General features: G+C 35.5%; 14 protein-coding genes. 13 read left to right on the top strand and 1 reads right to left on the bottom strand.

All coding sequences use genetic code 11. From position 1 onward, the window contains the following. Window positions 1-52 precede the first annotated feature (52 nt). The 12 genes from ABD077_RS21605 to ABD077_RS21550 all read left to right on the top strand — a co-directional run bounded on the left by ABD077_RS21605 (window position 53) and on the right by ABD077_RS21550 (window position 13,919). Window positions 53-832 carry an enoyl-CoA hydratase-related protein gene (locus tag ABD077_RS21605; RefSeq protein WP_343914295.1) on the top strand — a complete coding sequence of 260 codons (780 nt, stop codon included), beginning with the start codon at window positions 53-55 and terminating at the stop codon, window positions 830-832. Beyond that, window positions 833-2,059: a 3-hydroxyacyl-CoA dehydrogenase NAD-binding domain-containing protein gene (locus ABD077_RS21600; protein WP_343914294.1), complete on the top strand. Its 1,227-nt coding sequence runs from the start codon at window positions 833-835 to the stop codon at window positions 2,057-2,059. 25 nt (window positions 2,060-2,084) lie between these two features. Further along, on the top strand, window positions 2,085-2,519 hold the full coding sequence (locus ABD077_RS21595) for a PaaI family thioesterase (RefSeq protein WP_343914293.1): 435 nt from the start codon (window positions 2,085-2,087) through the stop codon (window positions 2,517-2,519). A gap of 31 nt (window positions 2,520-2,550) precedes the next feature. Further along, entirely contained in the window at window positions 2,551-3,102 is a 552-nt protein-coding gene (locus ABD077_RS21590; RefSeq protein WP_343914292.1) for a hypothetical protein, read from the top strand. 5 nt (window positions 3,103-3,107) lie between these two features. After that, window positions 3,108-4,316: a 3-oxoadipyl-CoA thiolase gene (pcaF, locus tag ABD077_RS21585; RefSeq protein ID WP_343914291.1), complete on the top strand. Its 1,209-nt coding sequence runs from the start codon at window positions 3,108-3,110 to the stop codon at window positions 4,314-4,316. A gap of 165 nt (window positions 4,317-4,481) precedes the next feature. Further along, window positions 4,482-6,980 (top strand): phenylacetic acid degradation bifunctional protein PaaZ, encoded by a 2,499-nt coding sequence (gene paaZ / locus ABD077_RS21580; RefSeq protein ID WP_343914290.1) that lies wholly within the window; start codon window positions 4,482-4,484, stop codon window positions 6,978-6,980. 51 nt (window positions 6,981-7,031) lie between these two features. Continuing rightward, on the top strand, window positions 7,032-7,784 hold the full coding sequence (locus ABD077_RS21575) for an enoyl-CoA hydratase/isomerase family protein (protein ID WP_343914289.1): 753 nt from the start codon (window positions 7,032-7,034) through the stop codon (window positions 7,782-7,784). Window positions 7,785-7,787: 3 nt separating this feature from the next. Further along, complete coding sequence (locus ABD077_RS21570; protein ID WP_343914288.1) at window positions 7,788-8,387, top strand: acyltransferase; 600 nt, start codon at window positions 7,788-7,790, stop codon at window positions 8,385-8,387. Beyond that, window positions 8,384-9,157: a DUF3050 domain-containing protein gene (locus tag ABD077_RS21565; RefSeq protein WP_343914287.1), complete on the top strand. Its 774-nt coding sequence runs from the start codon at window positions 8,384-8,386 to the stop codon at window positions 9,155-9,157. The genes ABD077_RS21570 and ABD077_RS21565 overlap by 4 nt, the downstream gene beginning before the upstream one ends. A 46-nt stretch (window positions 9,158-9,203) precedes the next feature. Next, window positions 9,204-10,526, top strand: a complete 1,323-nt coding sequence (locus tag ABD077_RS21560) for a dihydrolipoamide acetyltransferase family protein (protein ID WP_343914286.1) — start codon at window positions 9,204-9,206, stop codon at window positions 10,524-10,526. Window positions 10,527-10,668: 142 nt separating this feature from the next. Continuing rightward, window positions 10,669-11,742, top strand: coding sequence for a branched-chain amino acid aminotransferase (locus tag ABD077_RS21555; protein ID WP_343914285.1), 1,074 nt, complete (start codon window positions 10,669-10,671; stop codon window positions 11,740-11,742). Between the two features lie 86 nt (window positions 11,743-11,828). Beyond that, on the top strand, window positions 11,829-13,919 hold the full coding sequence (locus tag ABD077_RS21550) for an alpha-ketoacid dehydrogenase subunit alpha/beta (protein WP_343914283.1): 2,091 nt from the start codon (window positions 11,829-11,831) through the stop codon (window positions 13,917-13,919). 674 nt (window positions 13,920-14,593) lie between these two features. Here ABD077_RS21550 and ABD077_RS21545 read toward each other — a convergent pair. Next, window positions 14,594-17,236 (bottom strand): TonB-dependent receptor plug domain-containing protein, encoded by a 2,643-nt coding sequence (locus ABD077_RS21545; RefSeq protein WP_343914282.1) that lies wholly within the window; start codon window positions 17,234-17,236, stop codon window positions 14,594-14,596. Between the two features lie 184 nt (window positions 17,237-17,420). Here ABD077_RS21545 and ABD077_RS21540 point away from each other — a divergent pair, with 184 nt between their 5' ends. Further along, window positions 17,421-17,843 (top strand): lipocalin-like domain-containing protein, encoded by a 423-nt coding sequence (locus ABD077_RS21540; protein ID WP_343914281.1) that lies wholly within the window; start codon window positions 17,421-17,423, stop codon window positions 17,841-17,843. Window positions 17,844-17,898 lie beyond the last annotated feature (55 nt).

Here is a 17,898-nt window from a genome sequence, read left to right as displayed (position 1 = left end):
AAAAATAATCCTTAAAAATTTTTCTTCTTGAAGAAATTAGGATACATAGTTTATGAGCTCAATACAAATAAAAATAGAAAACGGAGTTGCCTGGATTACCTTAAACCGTCCGGAAACGTTTAATAGTTTTAATAGAGAAATGGCACTTACGCTTCAAAGCACGCTAGACGATTGTGAAAGTAATAATGAGGTAAGAGCTATTGTGTTAACCGGTAATGGTAAAGCATTTTGTGCAGGACAAGATCTAAACGAAGTTACATCGCCAGAACTAAATCCTGGTTTTAGAAAAATCTTAGAAGAACATTACAATCCTATTGTACAACGCATACGACAAATTGAAAAACCTATCATTTCAGGAGTCAATGGAGTTGCGGCAGGAGCGGGAGCAAATATTGCTTTAGCTTGTGATATTGTCATTGCATCAGAGGCTTCAAGTTTTATTCAGGCATTTAGTAAAATAGGATTGATCCCAGATAGTGCAGGAACATTCTTTTTACCAAGACTTATTGGTTTTCAAAAAGCGTCAGCATTAATGATGCTAGGGGATAAGGTTTCAGCCAATGAAGCAGAATCGTTAGGGATGGTTTACAAAGTAATCCCGATAGAAAGTTTCATGGAAGAAGTTGGGAAAATAGCAAATAAGATGGCTATGATGCCTACAAAAGCTTTAGGATTGACGAAAAGATTGCTGAACCAATCTATGGTTAACAATTTAGATCAACAACTCTCATTAGAATCAGATCTTCAAATAGAAGCTGCTGAGACCGAAGATTATTCGGAAGGTGTTAACGCCTTTATAGAAAAAAGAAAACCTGTTTTTAAAGGAAAGTAAATGATAGTAGGTATTATAGGATCAGGAACAATGGGCAGTGGTATTGCACAAGTAGCAGCCACAGCTGGCAATACTGTAAAAGTATTTGATACTAGAAAAGAAGCACTGGAAAAAAGTAAACTCGCTTTAGAAAAAATATTATCGCGTCTCATAGTAAAGGGAAGAATAACAGAAGCAGATAAAGATCACATTCAAGGTAATATTCAGTATGTTGATTCCTTAAAAAGCTTAGATAATACCGATTTGGTAATCGAAGCTATCGTGGAGAACTTAGATATTAAACAAAAGGTTTTTTCTGAACTAGAATCATATGTTTCAGAAAATACCATTATTGCTTCGAATACATCTTCTTTATCAATCGCATCTATTGCTGCTTCATTACAAAAGCCAGAAAGATGTGTAGGAATTCACTTTTTTAATCCAGCGCCATTAATGAAGCTGGTCGAAGTTATTCCAGCAGTACAAACTTCACAAGGGGTTACCCAAAAAGTTGTAGAAACTATTTCTGACTGGAAAAAGGTAGTTGCATTAGCAAAAGATACTCCCGGATTTATAGTGAATCGAGTAGCTAGACCCTTTTACGGTGAGTCACTGCGAATTTTTGAAGAAGGTTTAGCAGATGTAAGTACCATTGATAAAAGTTTAAAAGAGTTGGGAGGTTTCAGAATGGGACCCTTCGAATTGATGGATTTTATAGGTAATGATGTTAATTATACAGTAACTGAAACCGTGTTTACCGCGTTCTATTATGACCCTAGATACAAACCATCTTTGACACAAAAAAGATTGTCCGAAGCAGGATATTTGGGAAGAAAATCTGGAAAAGGATACTACAATTATAATAACGACGGGAAGATAGATTCACAAAATGTAGTAAGCCCTAAAAGCTCAAGTAAAGTTGAGAAATTATCCAAAGAAGAACTTCCTCAATATATTTTCAACCGAGTATTGGTGATGTTGATTAATGAAGCTGCAGATGCATTGTTTTGGAATATTGCTTCAGCAGAAGATATAGATAATGCTATGACCAAAGGAGTAAATTATCCTAAAGGTTTATTGGCATGGGCAGATCAAAAAGGTATAGACTGGTGTGTGAATAAACTAGATAAACTCTATAACGAATATCATGAAGATCGATATAGATGTAGTCCATTACTTAGAAAAATGGATAGAGAAAATAGAACCTTTTTTGCGAAACAAGAACACGCAGTAGATAATAATAATTAATACTAGTCATAATTCAGAACTTATAATGAGTAACACCACAAATTCTCATATACTTAAAAACTCTCAGACTATTCCTGAAAAAATGCTGAGCATGGATCCATTTAGCCAATGGCTGGGTATCGAAGTTTTAGAAGTAGAAAAAGGTAGATGTAAAGTAGGAATGACGGTTAGAAAAGAAATGTTGAATAGTATGGGTAAAGCCCACGGAGGCATATCCTATAGTTTAGCAGATACAGCTTTCGGTTTTTCCGCCAATACTCATGGTAAGTACGCTGTCTCTATAGAAACATCTATCAATCATATCGAAGCCCTAGAAAAAGGAGATTACCTAACTGCAGAAGCTGTTACCGATATAGCAAAAACAAAAGTTGGGTTTAATATCGTAGAGGTAAAAAGAGGAGAACAAATTGTAGCCCTTTTTAAAGGAGTGGTTTACAGAACAAATAAAGATTGGGAATAACTTTTTAACTAACTATTATTTACACAAACAAATGAGAGTATTATTAATAACAGTAATCCTGTTATCATTTCTTTCTTGCGGGAAAGAAACAAAGTCTAAAAAAGAAACACTAGAAGGAACAGAACCAGTTACCACTGAAACTGTAGAACAAAGATCTGAAGAGGTAGAAAGTGCTTTGGGAGGGTTGTTTAATGATCAAATTGATATGGAAGTTGATGAATCCGTTTTCGTAATTGATAATGGAACTAATAGAGCAAATGAAGATATGTCGGCAGGTATCATGAAAATGTTAGCGCCACAACCCTATGAAGCGTTTAAAAAGAGAATGATGGAAGAACCCGAAGATCAAAATGGAGTTACTTCTTTAGGATTGGAAGAAGTGGAATTAGGCGGGAAAACTGTTTTAGTCCAAAAGTCAAAAACGTTGGATGATGCTGGAGGAGAAATGATGATGATCATGCATGCTTTTGATGCAGGAGAGAACAAAACGATCATGATTTCTTCCTACTTTATGAAAGAGGAAGAATCTAAATATTTACCGCTAATAGAAAAATCAGTACTATCAGCAAAATTGAAAGAATAAAAACAATGAAAGAAGCATATATCATAGATGGAGTACGAACTCCGATCGGTAATTACAAAGGAACGTTATCAGCTGTCCGTACAGATGATTTAGGTGCTTTGGTTATTCAAAAATTGGTAGAAAACAATCCTAATATCCCAAAAGAAGCCTATGACGATGTAATTATGGGATGTGCTAATCAGGCTGGAGAGGATAATAGGAACGTCGCAAGAATGTGTTCTTTGTTGGCAGGGCTACCTTTTACCGTTCCCGGAGAAACTGTAAATCGTTTATGTAGTTCTGGATTGTCAGCAATTATTCATGCCAATAGAGCAATTAAAGCAGGAGATGGAGATCTCTTTATCTCTGGAGGAGTAGAAAATATGACTCGTGGTCCTTATGTAATAGCAAAGCCATCTTCGGCCTTTGGTAATGACTCTAAAATGTATGATTCGAGCTTTGGATGGCGATTCGTGAATCAAAAAATGCATGAATTGTATGGTACTGATGGTATGGGGACTACTGCAGAGAACTTGGTGGAGAAATATAATATCTCTCGAGAAGATCAGGATGCATTTGCCTATTGGAGCCAGATGAAAGCTACAAAAGCGAGAGAATCGGGAAGGTTAGCAAAAGAGATTACTACAGTAGAAATTCCGCAACGTAAAAAAGATTCAATTCTGTTTTCTGAGGATGAGTTTATAAAACCAACTACAACAGAAGAGGTGCTGGCAAAATTACACCCTGCCTTTAAGAAAGAAGGAAGTGTTACTGCGGGTAACTCTTCAGGCCTTAACGATGGTGCAGCAGCAACCATTATTGCTTCAGAGGATGCAGTAAAGCAATATGGGTTGAGTCCTATTGCAAGAATAGTAAGTTCTGCGGTAGTTGGAGTGGAGCCGAGAATTATGGGAATAGGCCCTGTACAAGCATCTAATAAGGCGTTAGAAAAAGCAGGGATTACGATGGATGATATTGATATTATAGAATTAAATGAGGCTTTCGCTTCACAAGCACTGGCTTGCATTAGAGAATGGGGATTAAAAGATGATGATCCTAGAATTAACCCAAATGGAGGATCCATTGCAATAGGTCATCCTCTTGGAGTAACAGGAACTAGAATTGCCTATTCCGCAGCACTCGAATTACAAGAGCAAAATAAACGATTTGCCCTTATTACGATGTGTGTAGGAGTTGGCCAAGGATATGCCTGTGTAATTGAACGAGTGAGTTAGTCGATGAGTGTTGAGTACACTCGCTTCGCTCGCTGTGAGGTTTGAGAATATAAGAAAAATTGTCATTCCTGCGGAGGCAGGAATCTATATAAGATTAAACTTTTTTGTTTCTTTTTTACATTACACGAAAAGGAAATAAAAAAAAGAAAAATAAAAAGCGAAAGCATGAAAATACTACAAAGCTATATCAACGGAACATGGGCAGAAGGGAATGGTGATGGTATCATTATGCATGATGCCGTAACTGGAGAAGTAATTGGTCGTTCAACAACAGATGGTTTAGATATACCATCAGTATTACAATACGGAAGAACCAAAGGAGGTGAGGTATTAAGAAAAATGACCTTTCAGGAGAGAGGAAATATGCTTAAAAAATTAGCATTGTTCTTAACTAAGAGAAAAGAGCAGTTTTACGAGATAAGTTATCGTACCGGAGCAACGCGTATTGATAGTTGGATAGATATAGAAGGAGGATTCGGAAACTTGTTTGCTAATGCATCTCTTAGAAAATTATTTCCTAATCAACCGTATCATGTAGAAGGAGATCCTATAGATTTATCCAGAGGCGGAAGATTTATGGCGCACCATATTTTGGTACCAAAACGTGGAGTAGCATTGCATATTAACGCATTTAACTTTCCTATTTGGGGGATGTTAGAAAAATGTGCAGTCAATTGGATGGCTGGTATGCCAGCAGTAGTATTACCTGCTCCTCAAACAGCTTATTTGACTGAAGCACTAGTACGTGTGATAATCGATTCTGGAATTCTGCCAGAAGGTTCATTGCAATTACTAAGCGGTATGACCAAAAATATTTTGGACACAGTAGAATCTCAGGATATAGTGACTTTTACAGGATCTGCACATACAGGTAAATTGTTAAAAGCACATCCTAGATTAATTGAGGAATCAGTTCCTTTTACAATGGAAGCAGATTCTTTGAATGCATCAGTATTAGGTAAAGATGCAATACCAGGCACTCCAGAATTTAATCTTTTTATCAAAGAAGTTAGAAAAGAAATGACCGTTAAAACAGGTCAGAAATGTACCGCAATCAGAAGAATTATTGTTCCATCTGATTTGGTGGAAGATGTTCAAATTGCATTAGGACAACAATTAGATAAGGTTACCATCGGTGATCCAAGGTTGAAAGAAGTAAGAATGGGAGCTTTGGCAAGTAAACAACAAGTAGAAAGTTTCCGTAATAATGTATCAGAAATAGCAAAAACTGCACAAATGGTATATGGTAGTTTAGATACCATAGAAACGGTTGGTGCGGATGCAGAAAAAGGAGCCTTTGTTAGTCCAATATTGATGAGACAAGATGATCCCTTCAAAAATAAAGAAGCCCATATCATAGAAGCATTTGGACCAGTTTCTACCATTATGCCATACGATACATTGGATGATGCCATCACTCTTGCTCATATGGGTAAAGGTTCTTTGGTATCTTCTATTTTCACCTATGATGATCAAATAGCTAAAGAGTTTGTAGTTGGAGCAGCTTCACATCACGGACGTATTTTAGTTGGAAATCGTGAAAACGCTAAGCAAAGTACTGGTCATGGTTCTCCATTGCCAATGTTAACGCATGGTGGTCCAGGTCGTGCTGGTGGTGGTGAAGAGATGGGTGGAATGAGAGGAATTAAACATTATATGCAGCGATGTGCCGTACAAGGTACTCCAACAACTCTCACTGAAGTAACCGGGATTTACCAAGCCAATTCAAAATACAAAGAAACGGATAAGCATCCATTTGCATATCACTGGGAAGATATCGAACCAGGAATGTCGTTAAAAACACATAAAAGGACAGTTACGGATACTGATATCATAAACTTCGCTAATCTTACTTGGGATCACTTTTATGCTCATACGGATATTACTTCATTGGACGGAAGTATTTTCGAAAAAAGAACAGCACACGGATATTTTATATTAGCAGCGGCAGCAGGTCTTTTTGTATATCCTAATAAAGGTCCAGTAGCGGCAAATTATGGTTTAGAGGAATGTAGGTTCCTGAGACCTATCTACCATAATGATACGGTATATGTAAGACTTACTTGTAAGCAAAAGATTGATCGTGATCATAGAGGTAAAGAGTTGCCAAGTGGAATTGTAAAGTGGTTTGTAGAAGTATTTGATCAGGAAGATGAATTAGCTGCAATAGCTACAATTTTAACGATGGTACAAAAAAAATCACCATTTGTACAAGTTAATCGTTCAAATATTGAAGGATATTTAGCAAAGCTTACTGAAGATATGAAACCGAAGTGGGGCATCATGACACCACAACATATGATAGAACATCTAGAATATACGGTACGCATTGGAGCTGGTGAAATTCAAGATTTTGAGATCGCTACTCCAGAGGAGTATTTAGAAAAAGTACAAGAGATGGTTTATAATCATAAACCCATGCCAAGAGAACATCAACATCCTTTGATGAAAAAAGGAGATCTAGAAGTTTTAAGACATGAAAACCTTGCTACTGCTAAAACCAAATTATTAGAAGCATTGGATAACCTGGAGATATTTTTTAAAGAAAATCCAGAAGCAGTTACCAAAAATGCAGTTTTTGGTGAGATGAATAAGTTTGAATGGGATCTATTGAATGTGAAGCATATGAATCATCACTTTGAGCAATTCAATCTATTGGATTAAATAAATATTTACAAACCGAAAATAAGATTCCCGCCTACGCGGGAAGAAACTATGACAGCACCTTACGTATATATAGATATAGAAAACGGAATAGGAACTATAGAGTTCTTTCATCCAGCACATAATTCATTACCAGGAGATATTCTAGCAAAACTAGCACAAACAATTACTGAAGCTGGTGAGAATGAACAGATAAAAGTAATTATTTTAAAGAGTGGAGGTAATAGAACCTTTTGTGCCGGAGCTAGTTTTAAAGAATTAATCAATATTAATGATGCTGAGACGGGTAAAATCTTTTTCTCTGGTTTTGCCAATGTCATCAACGCGATGCGTAAATGTCCAAAATTCATCATTGGTCGAGTACAAGGTAAAACTGTAGGCGGAGGAGTTGGACTTGCTTCTGCAACAGATTATTGTATGGCTAGTAAATTTGCTTCAATTAAATTAAGTGAACTAAATGTTGGGATTGGACCTTTTGTAGTAGGTCCTGCGGTAGAACGGAAAATTGGATTGTCTGCTATGTCACAAATAGCCATTGATGCAAATTCTTTTTATGAAGCAGAATGGGCTCGTGATAAAGGATTGTTTACCAAAGTTTTTGAAGATACAGAAACCTTAGATGCTGAAGTGAAAGCATTTGCAACACATTTATGTACCTATAATCCTGAAGCCATGTCTGAAATGAAAAAAGCATTTTGGACTGGTACAGAACACTGGGATACTTTACTGGCAGAAAGAGCAGAAATAAGCGGTAGATTAGTACTAAGTGATTTTACGAAAGAAACTTTAAAACGATTTAAATAGCGTATGATTTACTCTTTTAAAGGATATATACCTGTTGTACATCCAAGTAGTTTTGTGCATCCACTAGCAGCAGTAACCGGTAATGTGATTATTGGTAAAAACTGTTATATCGGACCTGGAGCTGCTATTAGAGGAGATTGGGGAGAGATCGTTTTAGAAGATGGAGTAAATGTACAAGAAAACTGTACTGTACATATGTTTCCAGGTAAATCCATAGTGCTTAAAGAAAGTGCACATGTAGGTCATGGAGCGGTCATTCATGGAGCTAATTTAGGGCGTAATTGCCTTATTGGTATGAATACAGTGATTATGGATGATGCAGAAATTGGAGATGAGTGTATCGTAGGTGCTATGTCTTTTGTAAAAGCAAAAACCATTTTTCCTAAAAGAAGTCTTATTGTAGGTAACCCTGCTAAGATTATCAAAGAAGTTTCGGATGAAATGATTCATTGGAAAACCAAGGGAACTCAACTATACCAGCAATTACCAGCTGATTGTTTTGAATCTTTACAAGAAGTAGAACCTTTGACAGAAATCCCAAAAGACAGACCAACTCAAGAAGCATTTTATAAAACATTAGAAGAGTTTAAAGAAAATAGATGAATGTAAATCAACTGATACAGCAATTAGAACCGTTACGATTACAACTTGCAAAACACCCTTTGTATCATCAAATGAAGGAGGTAGAAGATGTAAGAGTATTTATGGAAAGTCATGTTTTTGCAGTTTGGGATTTTATGTCATTATTAAAAAGCTTGCAAATACATTTAACAACTGTATCACTACCTTGGATACCGTCTAGTAACCCAAAGGTTAGACGTTTTATAAATGAAATTGTATTAGGAGAAGAAAGCGATATAGATCAATCTGGTAAATCAGTTAGCCATTTCGAAATGTATCTGGATGCAATGGAAGAAGTGGGAGCAAATACTAATCAGGTAAGTGTTTTGATGAAGAATATCGCTGCAGGAAAAAATATCCAAAATGCAATAGATAGCTTACCTATTTCTGAGCAAGTAAAAATGTTTATGAAGTTTACATTCGAGGTTATCGCAACAGGTAAACCTCATATTATAGCTGCTGTATTTACATTTGGAAGAGAAGACCTGATTCCTGATATGTTTATCGAAATAGTAAAAGGAATTCAAGATAATTCGGATGTTACTCTGGAAAAATTAGTGTACTATTTAGAAAGACATATAGAATTAGATGGTGACGAACATGGCCCACTTAGCTTAGAAATGGTAGCATCTCTTTGCGAAACTAAGGAGCATTGGGAAGAGGCATTATTATACAGTAAAATGGCTCTGGCGAACCGAATAGCACTGTGGGATAATATCTCTGAAGTGTTACAAAATAGTACAGTAACATAAGAAATTTTAATTTTAGATTTAAAACTAACAAACATTAGTTAACCAAATGTCAACGATAGAATTGAAAATGCCCAAAATGGGTGAAAGTATTTCCGAAGCAACCATTTTAAATTGGTTAAAAAAGGTTGGAGATCCTGTTGAAGAAGATGAAACTATTCTTGAAGTAGCTACAGATAAAGTAGACTCTGAAGTGCCTTCTCCATGCAATGGGGTGATTTCTAAAATTCTTTTTGAACCCAATGAAGTAGTAGCCATAGGAAGTGTTATTGCCATTATAGCTGCAGATGGTGAAGTAGCACAAAAAGAAACCAAAAAAGAAGAAAGCTCTATAGAAAAAGTTCAAGAAAAGGAATCAAGTTCAGCTTCTCTCCCAAAGGGAGAGATGTCCACTTCAAGTGGACAGAGAGGGCAATTTAAAGTAATAGGTTCTTCTGAAAATGATGGTTTCCTTTCACCTTTGGTAATAAGTATCGCCAAAAAGGAGAACCTAAGCATAGAAGAAGTACAAAGTATTGCAGGTAGTGGTGAAGGAGGACGTATCCGTAAGAGTGATATTATCGGGTATTTAAAAAACAGAAAATATCCATTACCAAGTAGACCACAACAACCTCAGGTTTCAAAATCTACCTACAAAGCACCGCCGATCTCTTTTGTCGAAGGGAAAGATCGAATTGTTGAGATGGATCGTATGCGTAAGATGATCGCTGATCATATGGTATACTCAAAACATACCTCTCCTCATGTAACCAGTTATATAGAAGTGGATGTAACCAACTTGGTTCAATGGAGAAATAATTATAAAGTAAGGTTTCAGGAAAAGTATGGAGAGAAACTAACCTTTACACCAATTTTTGTAGAAGCAGTGGCAAAAGCCATTCAAGAATATCCTATGATCAATGTGTCTGTTGATGAAAACAAAATCGTTGTGCATAAAGATATCAATATAGGGATGGCAACAGCACTGCCTAGTGGCAATTTGATTGTGCCTGTGGTAAAACAAGCAGATGAAAAAAATCTATTAGGATTGGCAAAACAAGTAAATCACCTTGCAAATAATGCTAGGAACAATTGTTTAAAACCAGAAGAGATTCAAGGTAGTACATTCACCATTTCTAATGTAGGAACATTCGGTAGTTTAATGGGTACACCTATTATTAATCAACCAGAAGTTGCGATTCTGGCTCTAGGAATTATCAAAAAACGTCCAGAGGTTATTACTACAGATAAAGGAGATGAAATAGCAATAAGAAGTATGATGTATTTATCCCTATCATTTGATCATAGGGTAGTAGACGGTTTCTTGGGTGGATCCTTCTTAAGAAAAGTAGGAGATGAGTTAGAAGCTTTTGATACAAATAGAGAAATATAATACGCGCAAGGGATAGCAACGGCATCCTTTTTTGCGTCAGTTCGAGTATCCTTCTTATGAAGGATGTATCGAGAACAAGTAAAAAAGATATAGTGAATAGCCCAGTCCGCCTCAGGCGGATGCGGCCTAAAACAAACATATTATGGAACAACAAATCAAAATTACAAGAACTTCAGATTCAAGATTAAAAGACGTAGATTTTGATAACATTCCTTTGGGAACAGTTTTTACGGATCACATGTTTATATGTGAATATGAAAACGGAAGCTGGAATAACCCAAGAATAGAACCTTTAGAATTAATCCCTACGCATCCGGCGGCTATGGCATTGCATTATGGGCAAGCTATTTTTGAAGGAATGAAAGCGACTGTAGGAAATGATAATACTCCATTACTATTTAGACCCGAAGAAAATGCAAAGCGTTTTAATCATAGTGCAAGAAGAATGGGAATGCCAACCGTTCCAGAATCACTATTTGTGGAAGCAGTTGCAAAAATTGTAGGAGTGGAACACTCTTGGATTCCGCCAATGGAAGGTAGCGCACTATATCTAAGACCATTTATGTATGCAGATGAGCCTTTTATCGGGATGCGTGCAGCCACAAGTTATAAGTTTATTGTGATTTGTTCTCCAGCGGGACCATTTTTTACCAAAAAGATTAGGTTATATGCCGAAACAGAATATATCAGAGCTGCCGATGGTGGCACAGGAGAGGCAAAAGCAGCGGGTAATTATGCAGCAGCTATTCTGCCTACTGAGAAAGCAAAAGCTAAAGGATACGATCAGGTGTTATGGCTAGATGCCAATGAACATAAATATGTACAGGAAGTGGGAACTATGAATATCTTCTTTAAAGTAGAAGGGAAGTTTATTACTCCTAGTACAGATGGATCTATCTTGAAAGGAATTACCAGAGATAGTGTGATTACTTTGTTGAAAGATAAAGGTTTTGAAGTTACAGAAAGGCCAATCACAATCGATGAGGTTATTGAGTTTTCAAAACAAGGAAAATTAGAAGAAGCTTTTGGTACCGGTACCGCAGTTGCTATCGCTATGGTAGAGGCGATAGGGTATAATGATGAAGTAATTACATTACCATCAGAAAATCCGGTGAGTCAGGATATGAAAAAGACCATGGATGAGATCAAGACCCAAAAACAAGCAGATAATCATGGTTGGATTATTCCTGTACAAGTAGAAGAGGAGGTAAGTTAATTTACGAATTATGATTTAAGATTTACGACGGAAAGGCATAAAAAGTAATCGTATCTCGTAAATCCTACATCAAAAATCTAGAGGATATGATAGTATCAACAACAGTTGCAAAAGAAGTTTTACAAAAAGCATTTTCGCTATTATGCACAGCCAAATCTATGGCAGAGCTGTATGAAGATAATTTCAAAGTAGTATCAAAGTATGTACATGCCACCTCTCGTGGTCATGAAGCTATTCAAATAGCTGTAGCAATGCAGCTGTTGCCACAAGATTATGCATTTCCTTATTATAGAGATGATGCTATGTTATTGGGTATAGGAATGCGTCCTTATGATCTGATGTTGCAATTATTAGCAAAAAGAGAGGATCCTTTTTCTGGCGGTCGTACCTATTATTCGCATCCAAGTTTAAAAGATGCTGATAAACCAAAGATTCCGCATCAATCATCCGCAACGGGAATGCAAGCCATTCCAGCTACTGGTGTAGCGTTAGGAATGCAGTATAAAGAGTTAGTAGATATTCCACATAACGATTCCAGCAAGAGTAAGATATCTGAACAGCTTATGGCTGCACCTTTGGTGCTGTGCTCATTGGGAGATGCTTCGGTTACTGAAGGAGAAATAGCAGAGGCTTTTCAAATGGCAGCTTTGAAACAGTTACCAATATTATATTTGGTACAAGATAACGGATGGGATATTTCTGCCAACGAAGAAGAAACCAGAGCGCAAAGTGCTTATGAATATGCGGCAGGTTTTCATGGATTAGAAGCTATTACTATTGATGGGGCTAATTTTATGGAAAGCTACCTGGCTATTCAAGAAGTGATTAAAACAATTCGGGAAGAGCGAAGACCAATGTTGGTACATGCCAAGGTTCCGTTATTAAACCATCATACTTCTGGTGTACGAATGGAGTGGTATCGTGATGATTTGGAAGAAGCTCGATCTAGAGATCCATATCCAGTACTTAGGAATCAACTATTAGAAAATGGATTTACAGAAGAAGAAGTTCAAAAAATTGAAGCAGAAGCGCAAATAGCTGTAAAGAAAGATTTGGAAGAAGCTATGAAAGCTGAAGATCCAACTCCTGAGGATTTGTTTACTCATGATTTTGCACCTACGCCAATTCTTGAAGAGTCTGGTGAACGCGCACCTGATGATAAGGATGAGGTGGTTATGGTAGATTGCGCCTTATTTGCAGTAGAAGAGCTGATGAAAAAACACAAAGAGTGTCTGTTATATGGTCAGGATGTTGGAGGAAGATTAGGAGGTGTTTTTAGAGAGGCCGCTACTTTAGCACAGAAATTTGGAGATGAACGTGTATTTAATACACCTATCCAAGAGGCGTTTATTGTCGGGTCAACAGTAGGAATGTCTGCAGTTGGTTTAAAACCAATAGTAGAGGTTCAATTTGCGGATTATATATGGCCAGGATTGAACCAATTATTTACAGAAGTGAGTCGCTCTTGCTATTTGTCGAATGGTAAATGGCCGGTATCTATGATATTGAGAGTTCCTATAGGGGCGTATGGAAGTGGAGGACCTTATCATTCATCTTCGGTAGAATCTGTAGTGACAAATATTAGAGGATTAAAGATTGCATACCCTAGTAACGGAGCAGATCTTAAAGGACTAATGAAAGCAGCGTATTACGACCCTAATCCAGTAGTTATTTTTGAACATAAAGGATTGTATTGGTCCAAAGTAAAAGGTACCGATGCTGCAAGAACTATAGAACCCGCAGAAGATTATGTATTGCCATTTGGTAAAGCAAATGTAGTGCAGCGTATTTGGGCACAAGATGAAAAAGAAACGATAACTATTGTTACCTATGGTATGGGTGTGCATTGGGCGTTGAATGCTTCTAAAGACATAGCAGACGTTGTAGAGATTATTGATTTGAGAACATTACATCCTATAGATGAAGACACAATCATGGAATCTGTAAGAAAAACTAAAAAGTGTTTAGTGGTTACAGAAGAGCCTTCGAATAATTCACTTGCTAGAGCACTAGCTGGAAAAATACAGGAAGAATGCTTCAGATCCTTAGACGCTCCAGTAATGACTATTGGGTCCGAAAATATGCCAGCGATTCCATTAAATAGTACATTAGAACAGACCATGATTCCTTCAACAGAAAAAGTAAAAAACAAAATACATGAATTGTTGAAGTATTAGTAAGTGTAAAATATAATTGTTTCATCCCTAGTTATTTATATAGCTAGGGATTTTTTTTACTAGTAAAAATAAATAAAAGAAGGAAAATACTTACAATTTATTATATTTTTATCTATTAAATATGTTAAAAAGCACTTTTTTTAGATAAAATACACAATTTTGTTTGGAGAATTAAAAAATGATTGTATCTTTACACCAGAGTTAATGAGTTAGCGCTTTCATTCCCCCCAAGATGAAAGCAATTTTAAAAAAGTGAGTTTTAATTTTAGAATAAGCCCCTAAATTAAGATGATTTGTGTGAAGAAAAAGAGCGTGGAGACGCTCTTTTTTGTTTTTATATATTTTTTATCCCTACTATGAAATGAATATAACTTGTGGATTACTTCGACTAAACAAAAATGTTATTAACATTTGTAGTATAAGTAGTACAGAATAAAACATATGCATGTATTAAACATGTTAAAAAACACTTTTTTTAGATAAAATACACAATTTTGTTTGGAGAATTTAAAAAAGATTGTATCTTTATACCAGAGTTAATGAGTTAGCGCTTTCATTTTCCCCAAGGTGAAAGCAATTTTAAAAAAGTGAGTTTTAATTTTAGAATAAGCCCCTAAATTAAGATGATTTGTGTGAAGAAAAAGAGCGTGGAGACGCTCTTTTTTGTTTTTATATTAAAAATTAAAACGTAAAACCAAATCAGGAGTAAAACGAAGAGATTCATTGTCAAAACTTTCTATGAAGAAATTGAAGTTTTCATCAACATTTTCTCTATATCCTTGACTAATCACATTTTTTCTATTATAGAGATTCCTAATTGATACTCCTACCATACCCTTCCAATCTTTATCTCTATCAAGTTTAAAACGATACAATGCAGAAATATCTAATCGATGATAATCTTTGTATCTACTCGAGTTAATTCCTGTGGGATCCGTAATCGTACCATCAAAATCATTATCATCTCTAAATAATTTCGTAAAAGGTCTTCCTGTTGCGTAATTCCAACCCATTGCAAATTCAAAATTATTTACGGTTAGCGTTTGTGAAAAATTGAATACATGTCGTTGATCAAAGTTTCCTGGAAAATAAGAATCCTGAACAAGTGGAAATGAACTGATGGTCTTGCTGTAGGAGTATCCTGTCCAAAATCTATAATTACGAATTCTTTTTTTAAGAAGTATGTCAACTCCAATTCGTTCTTCTTCTCCATAAAAAACAGTGCTATCATCAATATCTGGTTGTGCTAGATCAAGTATGATATCACTTAATGAAGAAACATCGTTTATCTTTTTATAATACCCTTCGATATCAAAATTCCATCCTTTGTAAGTATATAAACCTCCCAAAGTAAATTGCATGCTTTTTACAACTCGAACAAAAATATCCTCATTGTCCAAGCCCTCTGTGGAGTTACTGGATAATATCCAGACGTTGTCGGATACCGGTAGGGTTGGAAATATACCACCTGTACTATTATAAGTAAGATAATTATTGAGTTGTTGATTCTTTAATTCTGCAGAAGTATTTAATGTAAAATTATCAGATAATTGATACGATGAAAACATTCTAGGTTCTATAAAAAAAGCATTTACATTACTTAATTGCGAACCTCTTAAACCTATATTTATAAAGGTTCTTGGAGTTTTATATTTATACTCAGAATAAAGAGTGTGATTTGTTCCATTCCCTTTTAAGGCAACAACATCCTCAGGAAATGAACTCTCAAAAAGTTCATATTCAGTTCTGTTATATGTAAATTGATAACCAACATTAAGACTATGCTTTTTTGCTATAGGAAGATGAAGAGCATATTCACCACCAATATCATTAACTTCATTATTAATGGCTAAACTTTGTTCATTATCTGTGTCCGAGACTAAAGGACTATTTATAAAGTTATAGCGTTGATCGTAAGAAGAAAAATAGAAGTTAATATTTTGTGATATATCATTGCGATACTTTTTATCCCAATTGAAGCTAAAACCCGAATTCCGGATTTTAAGAATATCTTTAATATTGGTTTGTGCAGTAGTACCTGGGATTTGTAAATTTTTATTGTTGTCTAAACGATTTTCTGCAAAAATAGCACTCAGCTTTATTGTATTATATTCATTTGGTTTCCAAAGCATTTTGAAGTTGCTATCAGAAAAAGAAAAATCATCTTCTCTGGAAGTTTCGAGAGGTGTCGGATCTTCATTAGCATCAGGAATATTCGCTCTAGTATTCTGAAATACTTTTCTTACCAGATTGTTATACGTAATATTTTGATAAATATCGGTGGTAGATCTTCGTCCAGCAAGCATTATTCCGAGTTTATCGGATAGAGGTAATTTTAAGTAAACATCTCCATGAGTAAAATTTAAGCCACCACCAACTTGTAACTTTTCGGTAAGGTCATTGTCTGACTCTATGACAACAACTCCAGAAATACGATCACCATAGCGGACACTAGTACCACCTCTATACACCTGAACATTTTCGGTAATAAAGGGATTAAATGAAGATATTTGATTAAAAAAGTGACCACTTTGGTACATTTTGATACCATCCCAAAGCACTAAATTTTGTCCGGGTGTACCTCCTCTAATATATAACCCTGCAGGATCTTCTGTCGGGCTACTAATGCCTGGTAATAGTTGAAGGCTTTGCAATACGTCAGGTTCTACAAGACCCGGAAGTACACGCAGTTTTTTAGTTGATATATTTACCGAAGCGTCTTGATTTTTTTGAATTCCTCCAGTTAGATATTCCTTTACTAATACCTGACCTAAACTCTGAATTTCTGGCCGTAAACTAATTGTATCACAAGATGTTGTAGTTAGTTCTGAAACTTTAATAGTTCTGTTTTGATAGCCAAAATATCCTATCGAAATAGAATCCCAGGGATGAACCTGTAATTCGAAATTACCCATGTTATCTGTAAGGTCAATAGTTTTCTTATTTTGAATGATATCTGCTTGTGGTAATTCAAATTTAGAAATGGCATCTATGAGAACTCCACAAATAGTGACTTTTTCAGTATTCTTAACTAAAATGTAGTCAGTCTCACTGACTTTTTGTAATAGGTAAGGAGTTTGAAGTGCTATAATGTTCTGAAGATTGGTAATCGATAGATGTATATTCTTAAGCTTCAATGCTATATCTTCAATAGCTTTTACATCATATGAAAAATTAAACTTCAATTGATCCTCAAAAGTTTCTAGTATAGAAACCAAAGACTGTCTTTCGGTTGTAGTCGATAAATTTATTTCCTGAGAATAAGAAATAATTGTACAAAAGAGTAGCAGGACTGGAATAAATCTGGATAATTTCACCTATTTCTTAGTGCTATGTTTTAAAAATTTTTAAAGATAACTATTATAAATGATTCTCAAAGGAATCGGTACTCAGTATGAAAACAAAAGAGACTAAATGATGTTTTAAAAAACAGAAAAAAAGTAGGGTGTTTTCATTTTAGTATGTTTTAGGAGTCGTAAAACATAAAAGATAAAAACGACTATGAAAAAAATCATTTTATTATTAGCTGTAATCTCTACAATTGTAATTTCTTGTAAATCCGATGATGACGCTGCAGGACCTGTAGATAATCAAGATCCGTTTATTGGTACGTGGAAAATAACACAAGAATTCGAAAATGGAGTAGAAGTTATGCAAGAAGCTTGTGATTTAGAAGAAACCATAACTGTCAAAAACGATATGACATTTAGTGGTACCTATTATATGATGGGAGCTTCTAGTTGTGAGGTAGGAGGTACTTATGCTGGAACTTGGGAGAACCTTGGAGATAACAAGTACAAAGTTACTTCTGATGATCCAGAAGACACTGAAGTAGAAGCAACAGTTACATTTTCAGGAAATACTATGACCACAGTAACTAATGACGAAGATGGAGAGTTTAAACAAGTATTAATCAGAGTTTAAATGTAAAAAATATAAATAACTGAAAAGACAATGACTTATTTATAGTTGTTGTCTT

Source organism: Aquimarina litoralis, from assembly GCF_039523995.1.
GTDB lineage: Bacteria > Bacteroidota > Bacteroidia > Flavobacteriales > Flavobacteriaceae > Aquimarina > Aquimarina litoralis.
Note: the sequence above shows the minus strand (reverse complement) of the source record. Positions and strands in the feature narration are given on the sequence as shown.